This is a genomic window from Denitromonas halophila, assembly GCF_007625155.1.
Classification (GTDB): Bacteria; Pseudomonadota; Gammaproteobacteria; order Burkholderiales; family Rhodocyclaceae; genus Nitrogeniibacter; species Nitrogeniibacter halophilus.
This window is the reverse complement of sequence record NZ_VMNK01000023.1, coordinates 99,325-120,646: the sequence shown is the minus strand read 5'-3', so window position 1 is coordinate 120,646 and position 21,322 is coordinate 99,325. Positions and strand designations below refer to the sequence as shown.

Annotated in this window: 15 protein-coding genes and 1 tRNA gene; 10 read left to right on the top strand and 6 right to left on the bottom strand. The window is 63.0% G+C overall.

The annotated features are described in order from the left end of the window. The 4 genes from FHP91_RS20580 to FHP91_RS20565 form a co-directional block, all read right to left on the bottom strand. The coding region (locus tag FHP91_RS20580; RefSeq protein WP_144311332.1) for a biotin/lipoyl-containing protein at window positions 1-153 on the bottom strand (153 nt) is incomplete at its 3' end. A gap of 12 nt (window positions 154-165) precedes the next feature. Then, window positions 166-1,815, bottom strand: coding sequence for a dihydrolipoyllysine-residue acetyltransferase (aceF, locus tag FHP91_RS20575; protein ID WP_144311331.1), 1,650 nt, complete (start codon window positions 1,813-1,815; stop codon window positions 166-168). Window positions 1,816-1,835: 20 nt separating this feature from the next. After that, window positions 1,836-4,517 carry a pyruvate dehydrogenase (acetyl-transferring), homodimeric type gene (aceE, locus tag FHP91_RS20570; RefSeq protein WP_144311330.1) on the bottom strand — a complete coding sequence of 894 codons (2,682 nt, stop codon included), beginning with the start codon at window positions 4,515-4,517 and terminating at the stop codon, window positions 1,836-1,838. A gap of 510 nt (window positions 4,518-5,027) precedes the next feature. Beyond that, a complete protein-coding gene (locus FHP91_RS20565; RefSeq protein ID WP_246116394.1) occupies window positions 5,028-6,188 on the bottom strand; it encodes an ABC transporter substrate-binding protein in 1,161 nt (386 codons plus the stop codon). Window positions 6,189-6,490: 302 nt separating this feature from the next. On the opposite strand from FHP91_RS20565, the gene FHP91_RS20560 reads away from it, so the two are divergent. The 10 genes from FHP91_RS20560 to FHP91_RS20515 all read left to right on the top strand — a co-directional run bounded on the left by FHP91_RS20560 (window position 6,491) and on the right by FHP91_RS20515 (window position 17,674). Beyond that, the gene (locus tag FHP91_RS20560; RefSeq protein WP_144311328.1) at window positions 6,491-9,202 is read left to right on the top strand and encodes a PAS domain S-box protein; all 2,712 of its coding nucleotides are present in this window, start codon (window positions 6,491-6,493) and stop codon (window positions 9,200-9,202) included. Further along, window positions 9,177-9,821, top strand: coding sequence for a response regulator transcription factor (locus tag FHP91_RS20555; RefSeq protein WP_144311327.1), 645 nt, complete (start codon window positions 9,177-9,179; stop codon window positions 9,819-9,821). The genes FHP91_RS20560 and FHP91_RS20555 overlap by 26 nt, the downstream gene beginning before the upstream one ends. Before the next feature lie 184 nt (window positions 9,822-10,005). After that, entirely contained in the window at window positions 10,006-11,886 is a 1,881-nt protein-coding gene (locus FHP91_RS20550; RefSeq protein ID WP_144311326.1) for a thiamine pyrophosphate-dependent enzyme, read from the top strand. A 2-nt stretch (window positions 11,887-11,888) separates the two neighbouring features. Beyond that, the gene (locus FHP91_RS20545) at window positions 11,889-12,497 is read left to right on the top strand and encodes an indolepyruvate oxidoreductase subunit beta (protein WP_144311340.1); all 609 of its coding nucleotides are present in this window, start codon (window positions 11,889-11,891) and stop codon (window positions 12,495-12,497) included. 85 nt (window positions 12,498-12,582) lie between these two features. Next, the gene (gene folD, locus FHP91_RS20540; RefSeq protein ID WP_144311325.1) at window positions 12,583-13,461 is read left to right on the top strand and encodes a bifunctional methylenetetrahydrofolate dehydrogenase/methenyltetrahydrofolate cyclohydrolase FolD; all 879 of its coding nucleotides are present in this window, start codon (window positions 12,583-12,585) and stop codon (window positions 13,459-13,461) included. 3 nt (window positions 13,462-13,464) lie between these two features. Next, window positions 13,465-13,968 (top strand): 5-(carboxyamino)imidazole ribonucleotide mutase, encoded by a 504-nt coding sequence (gene purE / locus FHP91_RS20535; RefSeq protein WP_144311324.1) that lies wholly within the window; start codon window positions 13,465-13,467, stop codon window positions 13,966-13,968. 8 nt (window positions 13,969-13,976) lie between these two features. Beyond that, window positions 13,977-15,140 carry a 5-(carboxyamino)imidazole ribonucleotide synthase gene (locus FHP91_RS20530; RefSeq protein ID WP_144311323.1) on the top strand — a complete coding sequence of 388 codons (1,164 nt, stop codon included), beginning with the start codon at window positions 13,977-13,979 and terminating at the stop codon, window positions 15,138-15,140. Next, window positions 15,133-16,140, top strand: a complete 1,008-nt coding sequence (locus FHP91_RS20525) for an L-threonylcarbamoyladenylate synthase (protein WP_144311322.1) — start codon at window positions 15,133-15,135, stop codon at window positions 16,138-16,140. The genes FHP91_RS20530 and FHP91_RS20525 overlap by 8 nt, the downstream gene beginning before the upstream one ends. Window positions 16,141-16,170: 30 nt before the next feature. Further along, window positions 16,171-16,246: transfer RNA gene (locus tag FHP91_RS20520), tRNA-Ala, on the top strand. Between the two features lie 507 nt (window positions 16,247-16,753). After that, window positions 16,754-17,674 carry a hypothetical protein gene (locus FHP91_RS20515; protein WP_144311321.1) on the top strand — a complete coding sequence of 307 codons (921 nt, stop codon included), beginning with the start codon at window positions 16,754-16,756 and terminating at the stop codon, window positions 17,672-17,674. 381 nt (window positions 17,675-18,055) lie between these two features. On the opposite strand, the gene FHP91_RS20510 is transcribed toward FHP91_RS20515, so the two are convergent. Both FHP91_RS20510 and FHP91_RS20505 read right to left on the bottom strand, forming a co-directional pair. Further along, window positions 18,056-18,391 carry a M48 metallopeptidase family protein gene (locus FHP91_RS20510; protein ID WP_144311320.1) on the bottom strand — a complete coding sequence of 112 codons (336 nt, stop codon included), beginning with the start codon at window positions 18,389-18,391 and terminating at the stop codon, window positions 18,056-18,058. Between the two features lie 4 nt (window positions 18,392-18,395). Further along, window positions 18,396-21,317, bottom strand: a complete 2,922-nt coding sequence (locus FHP91_RS20505) for a type I restriction endonuclease subunit R (protein ID WP_144311319.1) — start codon at window positions 21,315-21,317, stop codon at window positions 18,396-18,398. Window positions 21,318-21,322 lie beyond the last annotated feature (5 nt).

Genomic DNA, 21,322 nt, shown 5'->3' with positions numbered 1-21,322 from the left:
CTCGGACGGCACGTCCATGGTGGCTTTGTCGGATTCGAGCGTGACGATGGGGTCATCGACGGCGATGGTGTCGCCGACCTTGACGTAAAGCTCGATCACCGGCACATCGGCGTAATCGCCGATATCGGGGACTTTGACTTCAACTTGGCTCATGTCGTGGCCTCCTTAGAGCATGACCCGACGGAAGTCGGACAGCAGTTGGGCGAGGTAGACGTTGAAGCGGGTGGCCAGCGCGCCGTCGATCACGCGGTGGTCTGCGGTCAGCGACATCGGCAGGGTCAGGCGCGGCACGAACTGCTTGCCGTCCCATACCGGCTTCATGACGGACTTGTTGACACCGAGGATGGCCACTTCAGGCGCATTGACGATCGGCGCGAAGTAGGTGCCACCGATGCCGCCCAGCGACGAGATGGTGAAGCAGGCGCCGGACATGTCGGCCGGAGCGATCTTGCCGTCACGCGCTTTCTTGGCCAGCGCACCGGATTCGGCAGCGATCTCGAACACGCTCTTCTGGTCGGCGTTCTTGATCACCGGCACGACGAGGCCGTTGGGCGTGTCGGCCGCGAAGGCGATGTTGAAGTACTTCTTGTAGACCAGGTTGTCGCCGTCGAGCGAGGTATTGAACTCGGGGAACTCCTGCAGCGCACGCACCGAAGCCTTGATGATGAAGGCGAGCATGGTGAGCTTTTTGCCGGACTTCTCGTTTTCCTTGTTCATTGCCACGCGGAAAGCTTCGAGGTCGGTGATGTCGGCGTCTTCGTGATAGGTCACGGCCGGGATCATCACCCAGTTGCGGGCGAGGTTCTGGCCAGAGATTTTCTTGATGCGCGACAGCGGCTTGGTTTCGATTTCGCCAAACTTGGCGAAGTCGACCTTCGGCCACGGCAGCAGATCCAGACCGCCGCCCAGGCTCGCGCCCGCGCCGGCTGCTGCTGCCTTGCCCGGCACGTTGCCGGACTGCATGGCGCCCTTCACGAAGGCGGTGACGTCTGCCTGGGTGATGCGGTTTTTCGGGCCGGTGGCTTTCACCTGGCTCAGATCGACGCCCAGTTCGCGCGCAAAGGCACGGACCGACGGGCTGGCGTGCACCTTGCCGCCGAGCTTGACGGCCGACGGGGCGGCTGCGGCTGCGGGGGCTGCGGCGGCAACTGGTGCTGGCGCAGCGGCGGGCGCCGGTGCAGCAGCTGCCGGAGCGGGTGCGCTGGCGGCCGGCGCGGGTGCGGCTGCGGCAGCAGCGCCAGCAGCGGCGAGTTTGATCAGCACCGAGCCTTCGGACACGGTGCTGCCGACCTCGACGAGGACTTCCTTGACCACGCCAGCGGCGGTGGAGGGGACGTCCATGGTGGCCTTGTCGGATTCGAGCATGGCGATCGCGTCATCGACGGCGATGGTGTCGCCGACTTTGACGTACAGCTCAATGACGGGCACCGAGTCGTAGTCGCCGATGTCCGGCACTTTGACTTCGACCACGCCACCACCGGCCGCAGCCGGTGCAGCGGCGGGCGCGGGTGCAGCCGGCGCCGCAGCGGGTGCCGGGGCTGCTGCTGCAGCCGGGGCGGCCGCGGCGCCAGCGCCGGCGGCCTCGACCACGATCAGCACGCTGCCTTCGGCCACGCGGTCGCCCAAGGCGACTTTCAGTTCTTTGATGACGCCGGCGACCTCGGACGGAACGTCCATGGTGGCCTTGTCGGATTCGAGCGTGACGATGGGGTCATCAACGGCGATGGTGTCGCCGACCTTGACGTACAGCTCGATCACCGGCACATCGTCGTAATCGCCGATGTCCGGCACTTTGACTTCAATGAGTTGGCTCATGTTTGCAGTCTCCTCAGTGTTCAGACGGACATGGGGTTGGGCTTGGACGGGTCGAGCTTGTACTTGACCAGTGCGGCGGCAACCTTCTCGCGTTCGATCTTGCCTTCATCGGCCAAGGCCTTGAGGGCTGCCAGGGTGACCCAGTGGCGATCCACTTCGAAGAAGTGACGCAGCTTCTCGCGGGTGTCGGAGCGGCCGAAACCGTCGGTACCCAGCGTGACGTAGCTGCCCTTGACGAAGGGACGGATCTGCTCGGCGAACATGCGCATGTAGTCGGTCGCTGCAACCACCGGGCCTTCGGCGCCGGCGAGTTGCTGTTCGACATGCGACAGGCGCGGCGTCTCCATCGGATGCAGCAGGTTCCAGCGCTCGGCGTTCTGGCCATCGCGGACCAACTCGTTGAAGCTCGGGCAACCCCAGATATCGGCCTCGACACCCCAGTCGGCCTTGAGCAGGTCGGCGGCGGCGATGACTTCGCGGAAGATCGTGCCCGAACCCAGCAGCTGAACGCGCGGGCCCTTGCTCTTGCCACCTTTTTTGAACGAATACATGCCCTTGAGAATGTCGGCTTCGGAGCCGGCCGGCATCTCGGGGTGCTCGTAGTTCTCGTTCATCACGGTGATGTAGTAGTAGATGTCTTCCTGCTCGGCAAACATCCGGCGCATGCCGTCTTGCACGATGACCGCCAGTTCGTACTGGAAGGTCGGGTCGTAGCTGACGCAGTTGGGGATGAGGTTGGCCAGGATCAGGCTGTGGCCGTCTTCGTGCTGCAGACCTTCACCGTTCAGCGTGGTGCGACCGGCGGTGCCGCCGATCAGGAAGCCGCGCGAACGCTGGTCGGCAGCCGCCCAGCACAGGTCCATGGTGCGCTGCAGGCCAAACATCGAGTAGCAGATGTAGAAGGGCACCATCTGCACGCCATGCACCGAGTAAGCGGTGGCGGCGGCGATCCAGTCGGCCATCGAGCCGGCTTCGTTGATGCCTTCCTGCAGTACCTGACCGGTGACCGACTCTTTGTAGAACATCAGCTGGTCATGGTCTTCCGGCACGTACTTCTGGCCTTGCTGGTTCCAGATGCCGTACTGGCGGAACATGCCTTCCATACCGAAGGTACGCGACTCGTCCGGCACGATCGGCACGACGTTCTTGCCGATCTGCTTGTCCTTGAGCAGCGTGTTCATGATGCGCACCATGACCATGGTGGTCGACAGTTCGCGGCCTTCACCCGACGCCTTGAGCAGGGCAGCGAAGTTTTCCAGCGGTGGCACGGCCAGCGCCTCGGCCTTGGTGCGACGGCTGGGCAGGAAGCCGCCGAGTTCCATGCGACGCTCGCGCATGTACTTGTACTCGGGCGAATCCTCGGCAAACTTCAGGTAGGGCAGATCGGCGACCTTGTCGTCACCCACCGGCAGACCAAAGCGATCGCGGAAGCGCTTGATCGACTCGACATCCAGCTTCTTGGTGTTGTGGGCGATGTTCATCGCTTCGCCGGACTGGCCCAGACCGAAACCCTTGATGGTCTTGGCGAGGATCAGGGTCGGCGCACCTTTGTGATTCACGGCCGCGTTGTAGGCAGCGAAGATCTTGAACAGATCGTGACCACCGCGGTTCAGTTGCCACACGTCGTCGTCGGTCCAGTCGGCCACCAGCGCACGCAACTCGGGCGTGTTGAAGAAGTGCTCGCGCACATAGGCGCCGTCCTTGGCCTTGAAGGTCTGGTACTCGCCGTCGCACAGTTCCATCATGCGCTTCTTGAGAATGCCTTTCTTGTCGCGTTCGAACAGGGCGTCCCAGTGGGTGCCCCAGACCAGCTTGATCACGTTCCAGCCCGAACCGCGGAACTCGCCTTCGAGTTCCTGAATGATCTTGCCGTTGCCACGCACCGGGCCGTCGAGGCGCTGCAGGTTGCAGTTGATGACGAAGATCAGGTTGTCGAGCTTCTCGCGGCCGGCCATGCCGATGGCGCCGAGGGACTCGACTTCGTCGGTCTCGCCGTCGCCCAGGAAGGCCCAGACCTTGCGCTGTTCGGCTTTCTTGGCATCGATCAGGCCACGGCTGGCCATGTATTTCATGAAGCGTGCGGAGTAAATCGCGCACAAGGGGCCCAGGCCCATCGACACCGTCGGGAACTGCCAGAAGTCCGGCATCAGCCAGGGGTGCGGATAGGACGAAATGCCCGTGCCGTCGACTTCCTGGCGATAGCCATCAAGCTGCTTCTCGGACAGGCGACCGAGCATGAACGCGCGCGAATAGACGCCCGGGACCGAGTGGCCCTGGAAGAAGATCAGGTCGCCGCCGGATTCATGGCCGACGGCCTTCCAGAAATGCGAAAAGCCCACGTCGTAGAGGGCTGCGGATGAAGCAAACGAGGAGATGTGGCCGCCAACGTTGGTGTCTTTGTTGGCACGCACGACCATCGCCATCGCGTTCCAGCGGATGTAGGAGTGGAGCTTGATCTCCATGTCCGGATCGCCGGGGTATTTGGGTTGCTGACTGGCGGGGATGGTGTTGATGTACTGCGTAGTGGCGGAATAGGGAATGTCGATCCCTTCTTCGCGGCCTTCTTCAATCAGTTTTTCGATCAGAAAGTGTGCCCGCTGGGGGCCTTCGTTGGCGATGACGCCGCCCAGGGCATCCAGCCATTCTTGCGTTTCTTGCGCATCCGGATCTGGTTGCACGGTGTTGTTATTTATTGCGCTCATGCTTCTCTCCTCTCCTCATGACGATTGTTGAAGTCAATCCGTCGCACGACACTGTACCGCGCGACGTCGACGAAAACACTCCTGGCCGCTCTCGACCTTTGCGTACTATAAAATCCAATTTCAGAATGTGCAATAAGGGATATCCGTAGCATGGGATGAAACCGGTGGCGGATGTCCGATTCTTGCGACAAATGCGCGCGCGCCGGCCCTGCCGTGGTGGTGGCCGCGACAAGGCGACGTGCGCGACGGAGGTATCGGTATGGCCAGGTTGATCAACAAGAAGACATCGCCGTGGCGCGCGCTTTCCGGTGTGGACGGCGCTGGGCGGGCGATGAGTCATTGAGTATGGGGCGTACGTCGAGCGCTATGCCGATGTGGCGCGCACTGCGTGGTCCGGAGAAAAGCAGGGGGCTGCGCCGGAGGGGCGCAGGAAAGAAAAAGATCGGCCGGGGGTGAGGGAGGGAGGGAGAAACCCCCCGACCGATCGTGAAATTGGCTCTGGTGTGGAGCTCATTGGCCTGAAGCGCGCAGGCGGTCGCGGTCATACGCAAACACGACCTGTCCGTTCCGGACTTCGCCCATATACGGTATGGACGTGTCGTCGATCGCTTCGTGATCGGTTTTCGAGAACGGGCGATCGTAGGTCATAACGACACCTTCAACCCGTTCTTTAAGCCCTTCGAGGGCCTCGCGGATCTTTTCACCTTCGGTGTCGCCTGCCTGACGAATCGCTGCTGCAAGCACAAGCATCGAATCATACCCTTGTGCGGCGGCAGGGGGAACAGGAATCCGTTCGCTGCCGTATGTTTCTCGATACCGCGTCAGAAAGGCACTGCGCCGAGCGGTGGTGTCTTCTGAAATGTAGGTTTGCGGCATGCGCGCGCCTTCGGCATTCGGCCCCGCTTCGTCGATGAAATTGGACATGCCGAGTGTCCAGCTTCCGATGAGCGGCACCCGCCAGTCGAGCACCGACATGGCGTTGGCGATATGTGCCAGTTCGGGGCCGATGCCGTAGGTCAGGATGGCCTGAACACCGGCGGCGCGCGCCCGGCGAAGGTGCGAGGTCATGTCCACATCGCGCAGATTGAAGCGCTCGATCACGGCCGGGCCGAGCCCGCGGATGGCCAGCGAGTGCACCAGATCGAGCTTGCCGAGCTGGCCGTAGTTGGTGGCATCGTGAAAAATGGCAATCTTGGTGAAACCGCGCCGATCCACCGCCTCTTCCACAATCATCTCCGCTTGCACGCGGTCATTTGCCGAGACCCGGAAAACGTAGTTGTCGGGATAGCGGGGGGGTTGGAACTGCTTGGTGATGAAGGTGCCGGTGGCCACGCTGGTGATGACGGGCACCCGGGCCTGCTGATAGATTTGCTGGGTGGCGAGGGCGACACCGGTATTGACAATGCCAAGGCCCGCAACCACTTTGTCTTTTTCGATCAGCTCTTGAATGACCTGCGCACCGCGTTCGTTGCGTGCCTCGTCGTCGCGCTCGATGAGCATGATCGGTCGGCCAATGACGCCACCGCTGGCGTTGAGCTCCTGGGCCGCCAGACGAATGCCGTCGCGCATGGACAAACCCATGGGGGCCGACCCACCCGTGAAGGGGCCTGTCACGCCGATCCGGATCGGCTCAGCGCTCCATGCTGGCCAAACCAGTAGCGAGCACAGCAATGCAGCGAGGCATGCGCGCAAGTTGGGGTCTCCTCCCGTTTTTTGACGACTGTAAGACCCGGCTCATGCGATGTGACATTGGCGAAAACCCCTAGAGTTGCCCGGATAAGTATGCCGTTAGTATGGATTTTTCCGTCAATGCCACGGGTGTGACCACAAACGGGCTGATCAACAAGACGGATAAATAAGCGGCCGCCCTAGGGAATCACCCGATGTCGCCGGAGGCGGGGGGCGGTGACAATGCCGATCAATCGCTTGCGTTGATTCCGTTTGCGAACCCCGTCTATTTTTGGCCGGAGGCCATGGCAAAACCCACAGCTGCGCGCGCTCAGGCGCGCACCGAGCTTTACTGGACCGTCCCCTACGTTGCGGTGGTGGTGTTTGCGGTCGCCATGTTGGTGCTGGTGTGGGTGCTGCAACGGCAGGAGACCGAGATCCAGCGCAATGCGATTGCGCGGGACGTGCAATGGGCCGAACAGACCATGCGCCTGCACATGCAGGGCACGGAAGAGTTCCTGACCCAGATGGCGCGCGATCTGGCGGCCGGGTCTCTGGATCTGGACAACTTCCAGCTGCGCGCCAATCAACACATTGCCAACAACCCGCAGCTGATCAACCTGGTATGGGTTGAGCCGGGCGAGGTAGTGCGCTGGAGCGCGCCTTTCGATACGACCGATTGGCTGGCCGGCGATGTGCTCACCAGCACCCAGACCGTGGCTTTCTTTCGGGCGCGAGAGATTGGGCGGCCGGCGTATGGCGACCCCTATGTCAATCCCCGTGGCGAGGCGGTCCTTGAACTCTATATTCCGGTGCGTCACGGGCGGCGGTTCATGGGCTCGATGGTGGCGGTGTATTCCATTGACCAGATCGTCCGTCATCTGGTGCCGTCCTGGTTCTCCGAAAAATACCGACTGGCGCTGATCGGTCCGCGTGGCGACACACTGGCGGTCAATTCGTCGGTGCAGGCGCTGGATGAGTCGGTGGCTTATGCGATCGCGCTCGACCCCCCGGCCAATGGCTTGATGCTGCGTGCCACCGCGTTTCGCACGGTGGGGGCGATCCCGCGCGCGCTGCCGACCATCATGATCATCGGACTGTCGGTGCTGATGCTGTGGAGCCTGTGGTTGCTGCGCAGCCACATGCGGCGCCGGGTGCGCGTCGAAAAAGAGCGTGATCGCCTGTTCAACCTGTCGCTCGATATTCTCAGCATTCTCAGCGCCGACGGCACCTTCCGGCGGTGCAACCCCGCGTTTGAACGCTTGCTGGGCTATCCCGTGGTGCAGATGCCCGGTCGTCCGCTGCTGGATTTTGTTCACGACGATGACATCGTCGCCACCATCGAGCAGTTGCGCCTGCTGGCCAACGGTCAGCCGGTGAGCTTCGAGAACCGGGTGCGCTGTGCCGACGGCCGCTACAAGTGGTTGGTCTGGAGCATCAACCCGGTGCTCGACGAAAAGCTGTTCTACGCGGTGGCCCACGACATTACCGGACGCAAGGCGACCGAAGAGGCGCTGCGGGCCGAGTCGGCGTTCCGGCGCGCCATGGAAGAGTCAGTCGTCACCGGCCTGCGGGCCATCGATTTGTCGGGTCGCATCATTTACGCCAACCCGGCATTTTGCCGGATGGTGGGCTTGTCGTCTGACGAGCTGGTGGGGGCGATGCCGCCTTTTCCCTATTGGCCCGAAGAAGATATTCCGCGCTGCCAGCACAATCTGGATGTCACGCTGGCGGGGCAGGCACCGCCGTCGGGTTTTGAAATGAAAGTGCTGCGCAAGAGCGGCGAGCGGCTCGATGCGCGTTTTTACCTTTCGCCGCTGATCGACGGCAGTGGCAAGCAGACCGGCTGGATGGCCTCGGTCACCGACATTACCGAACCCAAGCGCGTTCGGGCGGCACTTGAAGCGGCGCACAAGCGCTTCGAGGCGGTGCTCGACGGACTCGATTCCGCAGTGTTTGTGGCCGATGCACGCAACGACGAAATCCTCTATGCCAACCGTGCCTTCATGGCGATGCACGGTTTCGACGTGGTCGGTCGCCGCGCCCGTGCGGTGACCCAGCCGCAGCCCGAGCTGGGCGACTACCGGGTCGATCCGCGCAAGCTGCAGCCGGCCGATGTGCCGATGGAGTTGTTCGACGACGAGTTGCGCAATCCGCTGTCGGGCCACTGGTACCACGTGCGTGAGCAGGCCACGCGCTGGGTAGATGGGCGGGTGGTGCGCATGGGCATCGCCACCGACATTACCGACCGGCGGCAGATGGAAGAGATGAGCCGGCAGCAGGAAGAGCGGCTGCAGCGCACCGCGCGTCTGGTGACCATGGGCGAGATGGCCTCCACCCTGGCGCATGAACTCAACCAGCCGCTGGCGGCGATTTCCAATTACGCGATGGGTTGCGTCAAGCGCATGGAGTCCGGCGATTACCGTCAGGACGAGGTGCTGGCCGCCATGCAGAAGGCCAGCTTCCAGGCCGAGCGCGCCGGCAAGATCATTCGCCGGATTCGCGATTTCGTGCGCAAGAGCGAGCCGCGTCGTGCGGCCGTACCGCTGGATGAAGTGGTGGACGACGCGCTCGGTTTTGCCGAGATCGACGCCCGCAAGGCCGCCGTGCGTGTGCGTCGCGATATTGCGCCCAAGCTGCCGCCCGTTTACGCTGACCGGATCATGATCGAGCAGGTGCTGCTCAACCTGGTCAAGAACGGGATGGATGCGATGGGCGACACGCCGGACGACTGCCGGGTGTTGACCCTGTCGGCGCGCGTGGTGCGCGAGGGGCTGGTCGAGGTGTCGGTGGCCGATCGCGGTCACGGCATTCGCGACGAAGACGCCGAGCGTCTGTTTACCCCGTTCTTTACCACCAAGTCCGAAGGCATGGGCATGGGCCTGAATATCTGTCGCTCGATCATCGAATTTCATGACGGGCGCCTGTGGACCGAACCCAATCCCGAAGGCGGCACCGTTTTTCGATTTACGCTGCCCGTGGAGATTGCCGGTGAACGGAACGCCCGAAGCGCCTGAACAGATCATCTACATCGTCGACGACGACGAAGCCCTTCGCGATTCGCTGGTGTGGTTGCTGGAGTCGAACCGCTATCGCGTCGCCCAGTTCGCCTCGGCCGAAGCCTTTCTTGAGGCTTACCACGCCGACATGGCCGGCTGCATCGTGCTCGATGTGCGCATGCCCGGCATGAGTGGCCTGGAGCTCTACGAATGCCTGCGCGAGCGCCACGCCACCTTGCCGGTGGTGTTCATCACCGGCCATGGCGATGTGCCCATGGCGGTGTCGGTGCTCAAGAAAGGTGCGGTCGATTTCATCGAAAAGCCGTTCAGCGATCGCGACATGCTCAAGCTCATCGAGCAATGCCTCGCCACCGAGCGCGAAAGCCGCAGCCGTGTGCGTCAGGACGCCGTGGTGGCCCGTCGTCTCGACTTGCTCACCCAGCGCGAGATGGAAGTCCTCGAACTGATCATTGCCGGTCGGCTCAACAAGCAGATTGCGGACGATCTGGGCATCAGCATCAAGACCGTCGAAGTACATCGCGCACGCGTGATGGAGAAAATGGAGGCCAACTCGCTGGCTGAGCTGGTGCAATCCGTGATGACCTGCGAGGCGGCGCGAGGGCGTTTCGTCGACTGATCCCTTTGCGTGACGTTCGCTGCGTGCGTCGCGTTTGATTCAAATCAACTGTAATTCGTTGACCGATCGGTAAATTAATCCCCGGCCGTTAATGTTGACGGCGCGCGTCGCTCAGCGATGCAGGGCGGTCGGTGCGTTGCCAAGGCTTGGCGCGCGTCGTTCGCGGGTCCCGGAGGCAGCGTCCATGGCAGCAGTGCAACCCGCGCCGGCACATAGCCGGCAATTTCTTTCTGGCAACGAAGCGGTCGCACGGGCCGCCTGGGATGCCGGCGTGCGCGTCGCCGCCGCCTACCCGGGCACGCCTTCCACCGAGATTCTCGAAGTCCTCGCACGCTTCCCCGATCTCTATACCGAATGGTCGGTGAACGAAAAGGTCTCGCTCGAAGTCGCGCTGGGCGCCTCGATGGTGGGGGCACGTGCGCTGTGCGCGATGAAGCATGTCGGCCTGAATGTAGCCTCCGATGCCTTGATGACGCTGACCGTCACCGGCGTGGAAGGCGGCCTGGTGATCATCGTTGCCGACGATGTGGGCATGTCGTCCTCGCAGAACGAGCAGGACTCCCGTTTCTGGGGGCGCTTCGCCCACTTGCCGGTGTTTGAACCGGCCGATTCGCAAGAAGCCTATACGCTCACTCGCGCCGCGTTTGCCGTGTCGGAGCAGTTCCGCACCGCGGTGATCGTGCGTCTGACAACCCGCATCTGCCATGTCAAAGGCGCGGTCACGGCGGGCGAGCGCGAGGTGATCGAGCCTGCCGGTTTCGAGAAAGACCCGCCGCGCTGGGTGATGGTGCCCGGCCATGCCAAGCCGCGCCTGCCGCTGATGTTCGATCGCGAAGCCGCCTTGCGCGAGGCCGCCGAGGCGTCGGAATTCAATGTGCTGGAGCCCGGTAAGGACATGCGCGTGGGCTTCGTGACCTCCGGCCCGGCGGGCATGCATGTGCTCGAAGCCTTTCCCGATGCGCCGGTGCTGCGCCTCGGGTTTTCGTACCCACCGCCGATCGAGCGCATCCGCGCGCTGGCAGGGCAGGTCGAGCGCCTGGTGGTGGTTGAAGAAACCGAACCGCTGCTTGAAACCGAACTCAAGGCGGTGGGTATCGACTGTCACGGCAAGGACATCCTGCCCCGGCTCGGCGAGTTGCCGCCGAACATTCTCACCCCGGCCATCGACCGCCTGCTGCGCGGCGACGCGCCGGTCGAGATCGACCGGCCGGCGCCTCAGCCGGTGTTCCCGCGCCCGCCCACGCTGTGCGTGGCTTGCCCGCACCTGGGTGTCTATTACACGCTCTCACAACTGCGTAATGTGATCATCTCGGGTGACATCGGTTGCTACACGCTGGGCGCGGGCCACCCGTGGAATGCGCTCGATACCTGCATCTCGATGGGCGCATCGATGGGCATGGCGCTGGGTATGGACAAGGGGCGGGGCGCGAAAGACGCGAACAAGAAGATTGTGGCCGTGATTGGCGACTCGACCTTCATGCACATGGGCATGCAAGGCCTGCTCGACATCACCTGGAACCGAGGCAACGTCACCATCTTGTTGCTCGACAACCGCACCGTCGGCATGACCGGTGGCCAGGACAACCCGGCCTCCGGTCGCGACATCCATGGCCAAGAGGCGCCGCGGGTGGATTTCGTCCAACTGTGCGAAGCACTCGGTGTACGCCGCGAGCGCATCCGTAAGCTCGACCCCTACGAGTTGCCGACATTGTTCAAGGCGCTGCGCGAAGAGACCAAGATTGACGAGCCCTCGGTGATCATCACCGACCGCCCCTGTGTGCTGATCGGCGAGTACAAGCCCACCCAGGCCTACAAGGTCATTGACGACACCTGTACCGGCTGCGGCAATTGTCTCGATGTGGGTTGCCCGGCCATCCACGTAACGCGTCGCGGGCAGGAAACCAAACCCTCCGGCAAGGTCGTCGATCTGGCCTTTGTGCGTATCGATACTGCCGCCTGTACCGGCTGTGGCCTGTGTGTTCAGCCCTGTGCGCCCGAGGCGATCGTGCACGCGCAGAGGCTCCAGCCTTTGTCATTCATCCGTCAGCCCGGGAGTACCGCATGAGCATGTCGATTACCAATATTCTGGTCTGCGGCATTGGCGGGCAGGGCGTCATGACCGCGACGGAAATCCTCGCCGAGGCCGCGCTGTCGCTGGGCTTCGATGTCAAGAAAACCGAAGTGGCCGGCATGAGCCAGCGCGGCGGGGTGGTCACCTCGCACCTGCGCTTTGGCGCGCGCGTGCTGTCGCCGCAGATCGCGCCGGGCGACGCCGATCTGCTGGTCGGCTTTGAAGCCGCCGAGACCTTGCGCTGGGTGCACATGCTGCGTCCAGGAGCCGAGGTGCTGACCAACATCGGTCGCATCGTGCCGCCGGTGGTCAACAGCGGGCGCTATGACTACCCGGATGATCCGGTAGCGCAAATGACGGCGCTAGGCCTCACGGTGCATGCGTTCGACGCTACCGCCATCGCGCTCGAACTCGGTGAAATCCGGCTCGGCAACACCGTCATGCTCGGCGCCATGGCCGCTCGGTTACCGTTTCCGGATGATGTGCTGGAGCAGGCCGTGTTGGCCCGTTTTGCCCGGCGCAAGCCGCAGTTGCTTGAATTGAATCGTGACGCCTTCGCGCGGGGGCGTGCCGCGGTCGCCGTGGCGGCAGCACCGGCGGGATAGGCGCCAGCCGGAACGTCGCCATGCTGCTTCGCACAAGCCTCTGATCCTGCGATAGAATCACCGGTTTTTCCCGAGGGCAGTTTCGATGTCTGCACGCATTCTCGACGGCAACGCCTTGTCTGCCGATGTTCGCGCCCAGCTCGCTGAAAGCGTCAAGGAAGTCAAGGCGCGCGGCGTGACGCCCTGCCTGGTCGTCATCCTGGTGGGCGACAATCCCGCCTCGGCGGTATATGTGCGCAACAAAGTGGCTGGCTGCGAAAAAGCGGGCATGCGCTCGCTGCGTTTTGACTATCCCGCCGACACCGACCCGAAGCGTGTCCTCGACAAAATCGCCGAGCTCAATGCCGACGACAGCGTGCACGGCATCCTGGTGCAGCTGCCCCTGCCGCCGCAGTTCGAAGAAAAGGAAGTGCTCGAGGCCATCTCGGTCGACAAGGACGTGGACGGTTTTCATGCCGAGAACGTCGGTCGCCTGTCGCAAGGCCAGCGCGCCTTCTTCCCCTGCACGCCGCATGGCGTCATGAAGCTGCTGGCTGCCGGCGATATCGACGTGTCGGGTGCCGACGCCGTGGTCATTGGCCGCTCCAATATTGTTGGCAAGCCGATGGCCATGCTGCTCACCCAAGCCGGCGCCACGGTGACCGTCTGTCACTCCAAGACCCGCGATCTGGCCGCGCATACCCGCCGGGCTGACATTCTCATTGTGGCCATTGGCCGTCCGATGTTCATCACCGGCGAGATGGTCAAGCCGGGTGCGGCGGTGATCGATGTGGGCATGAACCGCATTCCCGCCGGGCTGCCCAACGAAGGCAAACTGTGTGGCGATGTCGATTTCGCGTCCGTCAAGGATGTGGCCGGCGCCATCACCCCGGTGCCGGGTGGCGTCGGGCCGATGACCATCACCATGTTGCTGGCCAACACCCTCGAGTCGGCGCAGCGCGCCGCCGAGCGCAAGGGAGTCTGAACAATGAGCGAAGACGTCAAGATCGGCATCATCATGGGCTCCAATTCCGACTGGCCGACCATGCAGGCGGCCGCGCGGATTCTGGATGACTTCGGCGTGCCCTACGAGGCGCGCGTGGTGTCGGCGCACCGCACCCCCGATCTGATGTTCGAATACGCCGAAGCGGCGCGTGGTCGCGGACTCAAAGCGATCATCGCCGGCGCCGGCGGCGCGGCGCATCTGCCGGGCATGGTGGCCGCCAAGACCACCTTGCCGGTGCTGGGCGTGCCGGTGCAGTCGCGGGCGCTGTCAGGGCAGGATTCGCTGCTGTCGATCGTGCAGATGCCCAAAGGGATTCCAGTCGCCACGTTTGCAATCGGCGAGGCCGGTGCCGCCAACGCCGCGCTGTTTGCCGTGTCGCTGATGGCCAATGAAGATGCTGCGCTGGCTGACAAGCTCGCCGCCTTCCGTCAGAAGCAGACCGACACCGTGCTGGCCATGGCCTTGTCGCCGGTCGAGCAGGGCTGACGCCGCGCATGAGCACGATCGACGCGATCCTCCCGCCCGCCACGCTGGGCATGCTCGGTGGCGGTCAGCTTGGCCGCTTCTTTGTTCATGCCGCTCACGAAATGGGTTACCAGGTGTGGGTGCTCGACCCCGACGCCAACAGTCCGGCGGGCCGCGCGGCGGACCGCCACATCCTGGCCGAGTACGAAGACTTCGCCGCGCTCGATCTGATGGCCGAAACCTGTGCCGCCGTCACCACTGAATTCGAAAACGTGCCTGCCGGCACGCTGGACTACCTCGCCAAGTTCATCCCGGTGCGCCCCGGCGCTGCGGCCGTGTCGGTGTGCCAGAACCGCATCGTCGAAAAAACCTTCCTCGCCGACAACGGCCTGCCGCACGGCGCATTTCGTGCGCTGCGCAGCGTCGATGACCTCAACGATCTGCCCGACGATCTGTTTCCCGCCATTCTCAAGGTCGCCCGCTTTGGCTATGACGGCAAAGGGCAGGTGACGGTGCACGACGCAGCGCAGGCGCTGCACGCCTTCAACGAGTTTGGCGGCGAAGCCTGTGTACTCGAAAAGCGCCTGTCGCTCGATTGCGAAGTCTCGGTGGTGCTCGCGCGCGAGGCCTCGGGCAGCGTGACCGTGTTTCCGGTGGCCGAAAATCGGCATCGCCACGGCATTCTCGATGTGTCGATCACCCCCGCGCGTGTCGATGACGCGCTCGCGGTGCAGGCGCGTCAGCTCGCCGAGCATATCGCCACGCAGCTCGGCTACGTTGGCACGCTGGCGGTGGAATTCTTCATTTCCGGCGGCGCGCTGTATGTGAATGAGATGGCCCCGCGCCCGCACAATAGCGGTCACGCCACCATCGACGCCAATGTCACCGATCAGTACATGCAGCAAGTACGCGCCCTGTGCGGCTTGCCGCTGGGCCTGCCGCGCGCCCACAGCGCCGCCGTGATGGTCAATCTGCTCGGTGACCTGTGGTATCGCACCGGCGACGAACGCGCCCACGAGCCAGACTGGTCGGTGCTGCACGCCGTGCCCAATCTGCGCCTGCATCTGTACGGCAAGCACCACGCTCGCGCCGGTCGCAAGATGGGCCACTTCACGGTGGTCGATACCGACGTCGAGGCCGCGCTGGTCGCTGCCCTGGCGGCTCGCACAGCGATCGGCATCACGGATGACTGAGCTGTCCCGCGCGCTGCGCGACGCGGTTGCCGCCTTGCGCGCCGGCCAGCTGGTCGGCCTGCCGACCGAAACGGTCTACGGCTTGGCCGCCGACGCCCGCAACCCGCAGGCGGTGGCGCGTATCTTCGCCGCCAAGGGCCGGCCAGCCAATCATCCGCTGATCGTTCATCTGGCCTCGGCCGAGCAACTTGACGACTGGGCGCGCGAGATTCCCGACGCCGCTCGCCAACTGGCCGCCGCCTTCTGGCCCGGCCCGCTTACCCTGATCCTCAAGCGCCAGCCCGATGTGCCCGATGCCGTCACCGGCGGCCAGGACACCGTCGGCCTGCGCGTGCCGGCCCACCCGGTGGCCCATGCACTCCTGGCGGCGTTTGGCGGCGGCCTCGCCGCGCCCTCGGCCAACCGCTTCGGTCGCATCAGCCCGACCACTGCCGACCATGTGCGCGAAGAACTCGGCAATGCCGTCGCCGTGGTGGTCGACGGTGGTGAATGCGAGGTCGGCATCGAATCGACCATTGTCGACCTCTCGCGTGGTGTGCCCGTCATGCTGCGCCCGGGTCGGGTCTCCATCGACGACATGCGTCGCGTGCTCGGCGCACCAGTGCTTACGCCCGACGCCGCCGACACCACCGCACCACGCGCCTCCGGCACGCTGGCCTCGCACTATGCGCCCGCCACCCCGGTGCGCCTGCTCGACGTGCCCGCCCTGTACGCTACCGTTGTGGCCGCCGCGCAATCGGGCCAACGCATCGGTGTGCTGTCACGCACCTTGACCGACGCCGCCCCGGCGAATGGTTCGGTCTGGCTGCAACTGCCCGGCGACCCGGCCGGCTACGCGCGTCGTCTCTATGGCGATCTGCGTCGGCTCGACCAGTGCGGCGCGACCCTGCTGCTGATCGAAGCGCCACCCACGAGTCCCGAATGGCAAGCCGTCAACGACCGCCTCAAGCGCGCTGCAGCCGATCGGCCCGCCGAGGGCGAGGGGCTTCCCAAGCCCTGAGGGCGGGACTATAATTTTTCGCTCAAGCGTGGGGGGGTAGCTCAGCTGGGAGAGCGCCGCGTTCGCAATGCGGAGGTCGGGAGTTCGATCCTCCTCCTCTCCACCACAAAACACCTGAAAATCAAACGGGTTGGCAAAGGCCAGCCCGTTTTTTTGTGCCTCACCTTTGCTTGTGCGAGCCCGCTTGCGCAAACCGGACGCAAGATAATCCGCTCGGGCGTCCTGAACAGACCCGCTCGTCAAAAGGCGCGGGCGCTCAAAAACTGCCGGTAGTGGTTGATCATTCACACCGTGTCTACACCCAGGACGGCGGAAGCGCCGGGCCATGGCGTTGACTGGGGCAGCTCACGTTCGGCATCAAACGATGGCCTTCAAGAAACCCCGCCGTTGGCCACTGCCGACCACCATGTCATCGGGTCTGTGCGAAAATCTGCGCAAGCGGATGAATCCGAAGCTTGGCCGGATAGCCTGGGCTCATGAAGAACGTCGAACCCGCATCTGCTGATAGATCCCGCGCTGAAAGACAGCACCCCGTCAGGCTACACATGCGCGCAACGGTATCGCATGCCGGCCATTCACTTCTTCTTTGTCGTTTGCCTTCTCGCCTATGACCATGAGCAAGACGAAAAAGACCGCGATCACTCTTCTCGTACTGTTTGTGGTCGTGTGCAGTTGGTATCGACCGATCACCCAACTGGCTGCGGAGAGCGTTGATGCCGGCTTGCAACGCTCGCTGATCAGCTTCGCATCGGCGCGAGCGCTCAACGGCGTGATTTCCGTGCTGCAAGGCACCGAGGTCGCCGTGCACCCGATGGGCTTCGGCGTGTCGCTCTCGATTGGCGAAATTCTTGACCCGATCAACGACCTGGTCGAATCGCTTTCATCGGTCATGCTGATGGCCAGCGTCGCCTTCGGCATTCAGAAGCTGCTGCTCACGATAGGATCGAACTGGACGGTTTCGGCGCTCGTCACAGCCGTCGCGCTGCTATGGTGTTTGCTGTTCGTACGGCGAAGCGCACCGCCCTGGTTGGGCAGCCTCATGCTGGCGCTCTTGTTTGTACGATTTGTGATGCCGGCGACGATGATCGGGAGCGCGTATGTGTTCGAACAGTTCGCCGCCGACGAGTACCAACAAAGTCAGGCCGCGCTGGACAGTACATCGACCAAGCTAAAGGCATTCTCTCTGGATGAGGTTGGCGGCGACGGGAAAATAACCGCTCAGGCGGGCGGCTCACCGCCGCCGGCTGCAGACCCCGAGGCGAAAGCCACGGGTCTTTTCGACCGGCTGGGCGACACGATGGCCGCGATGGGGAAAAGCGCAACCGACACCCTGTCGAGCTTCAAGGCCCCGACAGACAGAATGAAGAAGAAATACGACGATTTGAAAGCCGCGGCAGAAAGTGCAGCAGAGCGAATGATTCGCCTGATCGTTGTTTTCCTGATGCAGACCGTCGTCGTCCCGCTGTTGCTGCTGTGGGGGTTGTACCGACTGACCGTGGGCCGACCGCCAAGGAGCGCGCCGGCGCCGATCTGAGTGCAGGCGGCCCCTGGAAGGCCACCACACCTCGAAAGCGCAGCATCGGCCCGCCGCCGCGATTCGTCAGCCAATCAATCGCCACGGCGGTGCGTTCCTCGTTCGGACAACGGCTCAGAATCAGGCGCCGTCCTTGATCGTGGCTGAAAGCCGCCAGTCAGACGAATCAAACAACGAGGTCAGCATGCCGACCCGCTGCGGTCGCGAGACCGAGCTGAGATTCGAGCGCCTTCGGCTGAAGATTTGTCGCAGGTGATCAGGCGGCGGCGCCTCGGCCGGAGCACCAATCAAGAGCAGTCTGATTCAGCCAGTTCCTTGGCCCAGGACTGTCGTATGGTTTGCTCCGAGGTGGTCATTCAACGATAAGCTTAGCGGCGTGCGTCAGCGCGCCCGCTGTTGCGAAACGTTTTGCGCTATACGCTTTAACTCGTTTTCATGTGACTCATATTCACCCAGATGGGCGCGCATCAGGCTTTTCCAAAGTCTTCCATGGTTCGGAACAAAGAAGTGGAGCAGCTCGTGGACGATGACGTAATCCCATAGCTCGGATTTCAGGCCGAGCAGTTCGTCACTGAAGTTCAGGTGGCCGCTGGTGGAGCATGAGGCCCATTTGTTGCGCATGGGACGGACGCCCAGCCAAACAACGTTCACCTCCAGCTTGTCGGCCCAGCGGCGGACACGTTGCTTGAACTCGAGCTTCTGATCGGTCGCAGTCATCACGTCAAATCCGGTCTGCCTTGTCCAGCAGGGTAAACAGCGCGTTCACCATCGCTGCCACCCGATCCAGATCGTCAGTTTCCGCGAAGATGGCGAAGGTGACTTTCTTTCTGAGCTCGCGGAGGGCGTTTTCGCTTCGCTTCCAGTTCGGAAAATCAGCAAAGGCCTGGCGAATCTTGCGGCTGACCGCCTCGGCGTTCTCAATCTTCGCATCGAGCAGGCTGCGATAGACGAAATAGGTCAGGCCATCGAACGACTTCTCGGCCTGCTCCTTTTTGCGAATCTCATTCGTCTCAACTTCCTTGAGCAATGCCGCCAACGCCTCGGCGGTGCTGGTCTGGCGCTGCTCGAAGCTCTCCTGCACCGCCCGCGCGCGCTCCGCCATGGCAATGAGGTAGGGGTCATCACTGCCTTCCTCGGCCAGTTTTTCAATGCTTTTGATCAGGTTGATGACTTTGGTGCCGTCCCCACCGCGCTTGTTCTTGATCAGCTCAATCGTATTGCCATCGATCGCGACAATCTCACCCAGACCGCCCACGCCATAAGTGCTCACCTGCTCCTGCACCAGATGATTTGTCTTGGCCTGAAACTCGCGGTCTACCATCACGGTTTTGGTGTAGGCCTTGCGCACGACCTGATAGATCGCCGATAGCGTTCCATAGTTGGCAATGAACGGGCGCAGGAAGGCATCGGGCGAGATGATCTCGTAGAGCATCTCGATCTCCTTGTATTCCTTGAAGAACTCCTTGCGCCGCTCAGGATCGCGGAAGTGCTCGATCAGGGTATCCACGTCCTTGTCGTTGAAGTTGCGCTCGATCAGCCCGAGGTAGTCCGGGGCCTTGGACGCCATCTTGTTCTTGAAGAGCACCTTCAGCAGCTTGAGATCCTTGACGATGGCGTTGATCTCCTCGCTGTCGAAGGCCAGCGCCTTTTCCAGCTTGTCGAAGATGCCGACGAAATCCAGCACGAAGCCATGCGGCTTCACCATCTCCTGCGCCTCGTTCTCGTAGGGGCGGTTCACCCGGGCAATCGCCTGCAGCAGGGTGTGGTCGCGCATCGGCTTGTCGAGATACATGGCGTAGAGCACGGGCGCATCGAAGCCGGTGAGCAGCTTCTCGGTCACGATCAGTATCTTCGGCTGCTGGTCGAGCTTGCCGAAGCGCTTGCGGATCTGCCGCTCTCTTTTCGGGTCGAGGTGGAATTCCTTCAGCAGCTTGGCGTCGTTGCTGCTGCCGGTGTAGACCACTTCGGAATACTCCGGCGGCAGATACTGGTCGAGCGCGTGTTTGTAATGCGCGCAGGCTTCGCGGTCGACGCCGACGAGGAAGGCCTTGTAGCCGAGCGGCTCGACGTTTTCGCGGTAATGCTCGGCGACGAACTGCGCCACCTGCTGGATGCGCTCCTTGCCCTTGAGGAAGTTCTTCAGGTTCACCGCCCGTTCGAGAATCTTGTTCAGCTCCTCGATGTCGGCCACGCCTTCGGCTTCGGCCAGCGACAGGAACTCCTTGTCCAGCGTCTCGTGCGGCACCAGCATTTCGTTGGGCGCAAGCTGGTAGTAGAGCGGCAGCGTTGTGCCGTCCTCGATGCTGTCGGCGATGGAATACTTGTGCAGGTAGCCCTGGTCATCCTCGCAGCCGAAGGTCTTGAAGGTGCCCTTGCCATACACCGTCTTGTCCACCGGGGTGCCGGTGAAGCCGAGGAAGGTCGCGTTCGGCAGACCGGCCATCAGGAAGTTGCCGAGGTCGCCACCGGTGGTGCGGTGGGCTTCGTCGATCAGGACGTAGATGTTCGAGCGCGTGTTGAGGTCCGCCGGCATGTCGCGGAACTTGTGGATCATCGTCACGATGATGCCTCGGTAGTCGTCGCGCAGCAGCTGGTTGAGCCGGGCGATGCTGCTGGCGTGTTCCAGATTGCCCAGGCCAAGCGCGGCGAGGTTCTTCAGCATCTGATCTTCCAGCTCGTTGCGGTCGATCATCAGCAACACGGTCGGCTTGTCCGCCTCGGGTGCGCGGAACAGCCGCTCCGCCGTCTTGATCATGGTGAAGGTCTTGCCGCTGCCCTGGGTGTGCCAGACGAGGCCGCGCGTGCGCTTTGGGTCGAGGGCACGGCTGACGGTCGCCTCTACCGCGCCGGTCTGGTGCTGGCGCAGGATGTATTTGTTGAGTTCCTCGTCTTTCTCGGCAAAGACGATGTAGTCCTTCAGGAAGGCGAGCACCTGCGGAATGGCGCAGAAGCTCTTCACCTTGGCCTCCAGCTTGCCGACCTCCTCATCCTTCCAGTTGAAGATGTTCCGCCGCACCGTGTTCCAGCTCACCCCGTAAGAAAAGCCGATGGCGTCGGTGGCGGTGAACACCTGCTGCGACACGAACAGCTCGGGCGTCTCGCGGTGGTAACGGCGGATCTGGTCCACCGCCAGGGCAATCGCCTCGTCCTTGTTGGCGTTCTTGCACTCGATCACCAGCACCGGAATGCCGTTGATGAGAAAGACCACATCCTCCCGCGTGCCGAAGTGGCCGTTGTGAAAGGCCCACTCCTCGGTGACCTCGAAGACGTTGCGCGCCGGGTCGTCGTAATCGATCAGGATCAGGTCACGCTCGCGCTTCTCCTCGTGGTCGAAGAACTTGCCCCGGTTGCGCAGGTGCTCGACGAACTCGCGGTTGCCGTAGATGTCGGTGTGGAGATGGCGGAACTGGCCGAGCAAGGCACCCTCGGCCTCGGCATAGCGCGGATTGAATTCCCGTAGCTTGGCGTCGAGCAGGTCGTCGAAGAAGAGGGAACGGTTCTTGGCGCGTTCGGTGGGCGGAACTTCCGGATCGAACCCGCGCCGCTGCTCGGCTTCCTCGCGAGGCACAAACGTCCAGCCGATGGCCTCGGCGTAGCCGAGGATGCGGGCTTGGACGGTTTTGTGTTCGCCGGGTGTGGGCATGGGGT

Excerpts from the sequence above, each read along its gene's own strand:
- aceF (WP_144311331.1), bottom strand. The coding sequence starts at position 1,815 with ATGAGCCAACTCATTGAAGTCAAAGTGCCGGACATCGGCGATTACGAC.
- aceE (WP_144311330.1), bottom strand. The coding sequence starts at position 4,517 with ATGAGCGCAATAAATAACAACACCGTGCAACCAGATCCGGATGCGCAA.
- FHP91_RS20560 (WP_144311328.1), top strand. The coding sequence starts at position 6,491 with ATGGCAAAACCCACAGCTGCGCGCGCTCAGGCGCGCACCGAGCTTTAC.
- FHP91_RS20550 (WP_144311326.1), top strand. The coding sequence starts at position 10,006 with ATGGCAGCAGTGCAACCCGCGCCGGCACATAGCCGGCAATTTCTTTCT.
- FHP91_RS20545 (WP_144311340.1), top strand. The coding sequence starts at position 11,889 with ATGTCGATTACCAATATTCTGGTCTGCGGCATTGGCGGGCAGGGCGTC.
- folD (WP_144311325.1), top strand. The coding sequence starts at position 12,583 with ATGTCTGCACGCATTCTCGACGGCAACGCCTTGTCTGCCGATGTTCGC.
- purE (WP_144311324.1), top strand. The coding sequence starts at position 13,465 with ATGAGCGAAGACGTCAAGATCGGCATCATCATGGGCTCCAATTCCGAC.
- FHP91_RS20530 (WP_144311323.1), top strand. The coding sequence starts at position 13,977 with ATGAGCACGATCGACGCGATCCTCCCGCCCGCCACGCTGGGCATGCTC.
- FHP91_RS20525 (WP_144311322.1), top strand. The coding sequence starts at position 15,133 with ATGACTGAGCTGTCCCGCGCGCTGCGCGACGCGGTTGCCGCCTTGCGC.
- FHP91_RS20515 (WP_144311321.1), top strand. The coding sequence starts at position 16,754 with ATGAGCAAGACGAAAAAGACCGCGATCACTCTTCTCGTACTGTTTGTG.
- FHP91_RS20510 (WP_144311320.1), bottom strand. The coding sequence starts at position 18,391 with ATGACTGCGACCGATCAGAAGCTCGAGTTCAAGCAACGTGTCCGCCGC.
- FHP91_RS20505 (WP_144311319.1), bottom strand. The coding sequence starts at position 21,317 with ATGCCCACACCCGGCGAACACAAAACCGTCCAAGCCCGCATCCTCGGC.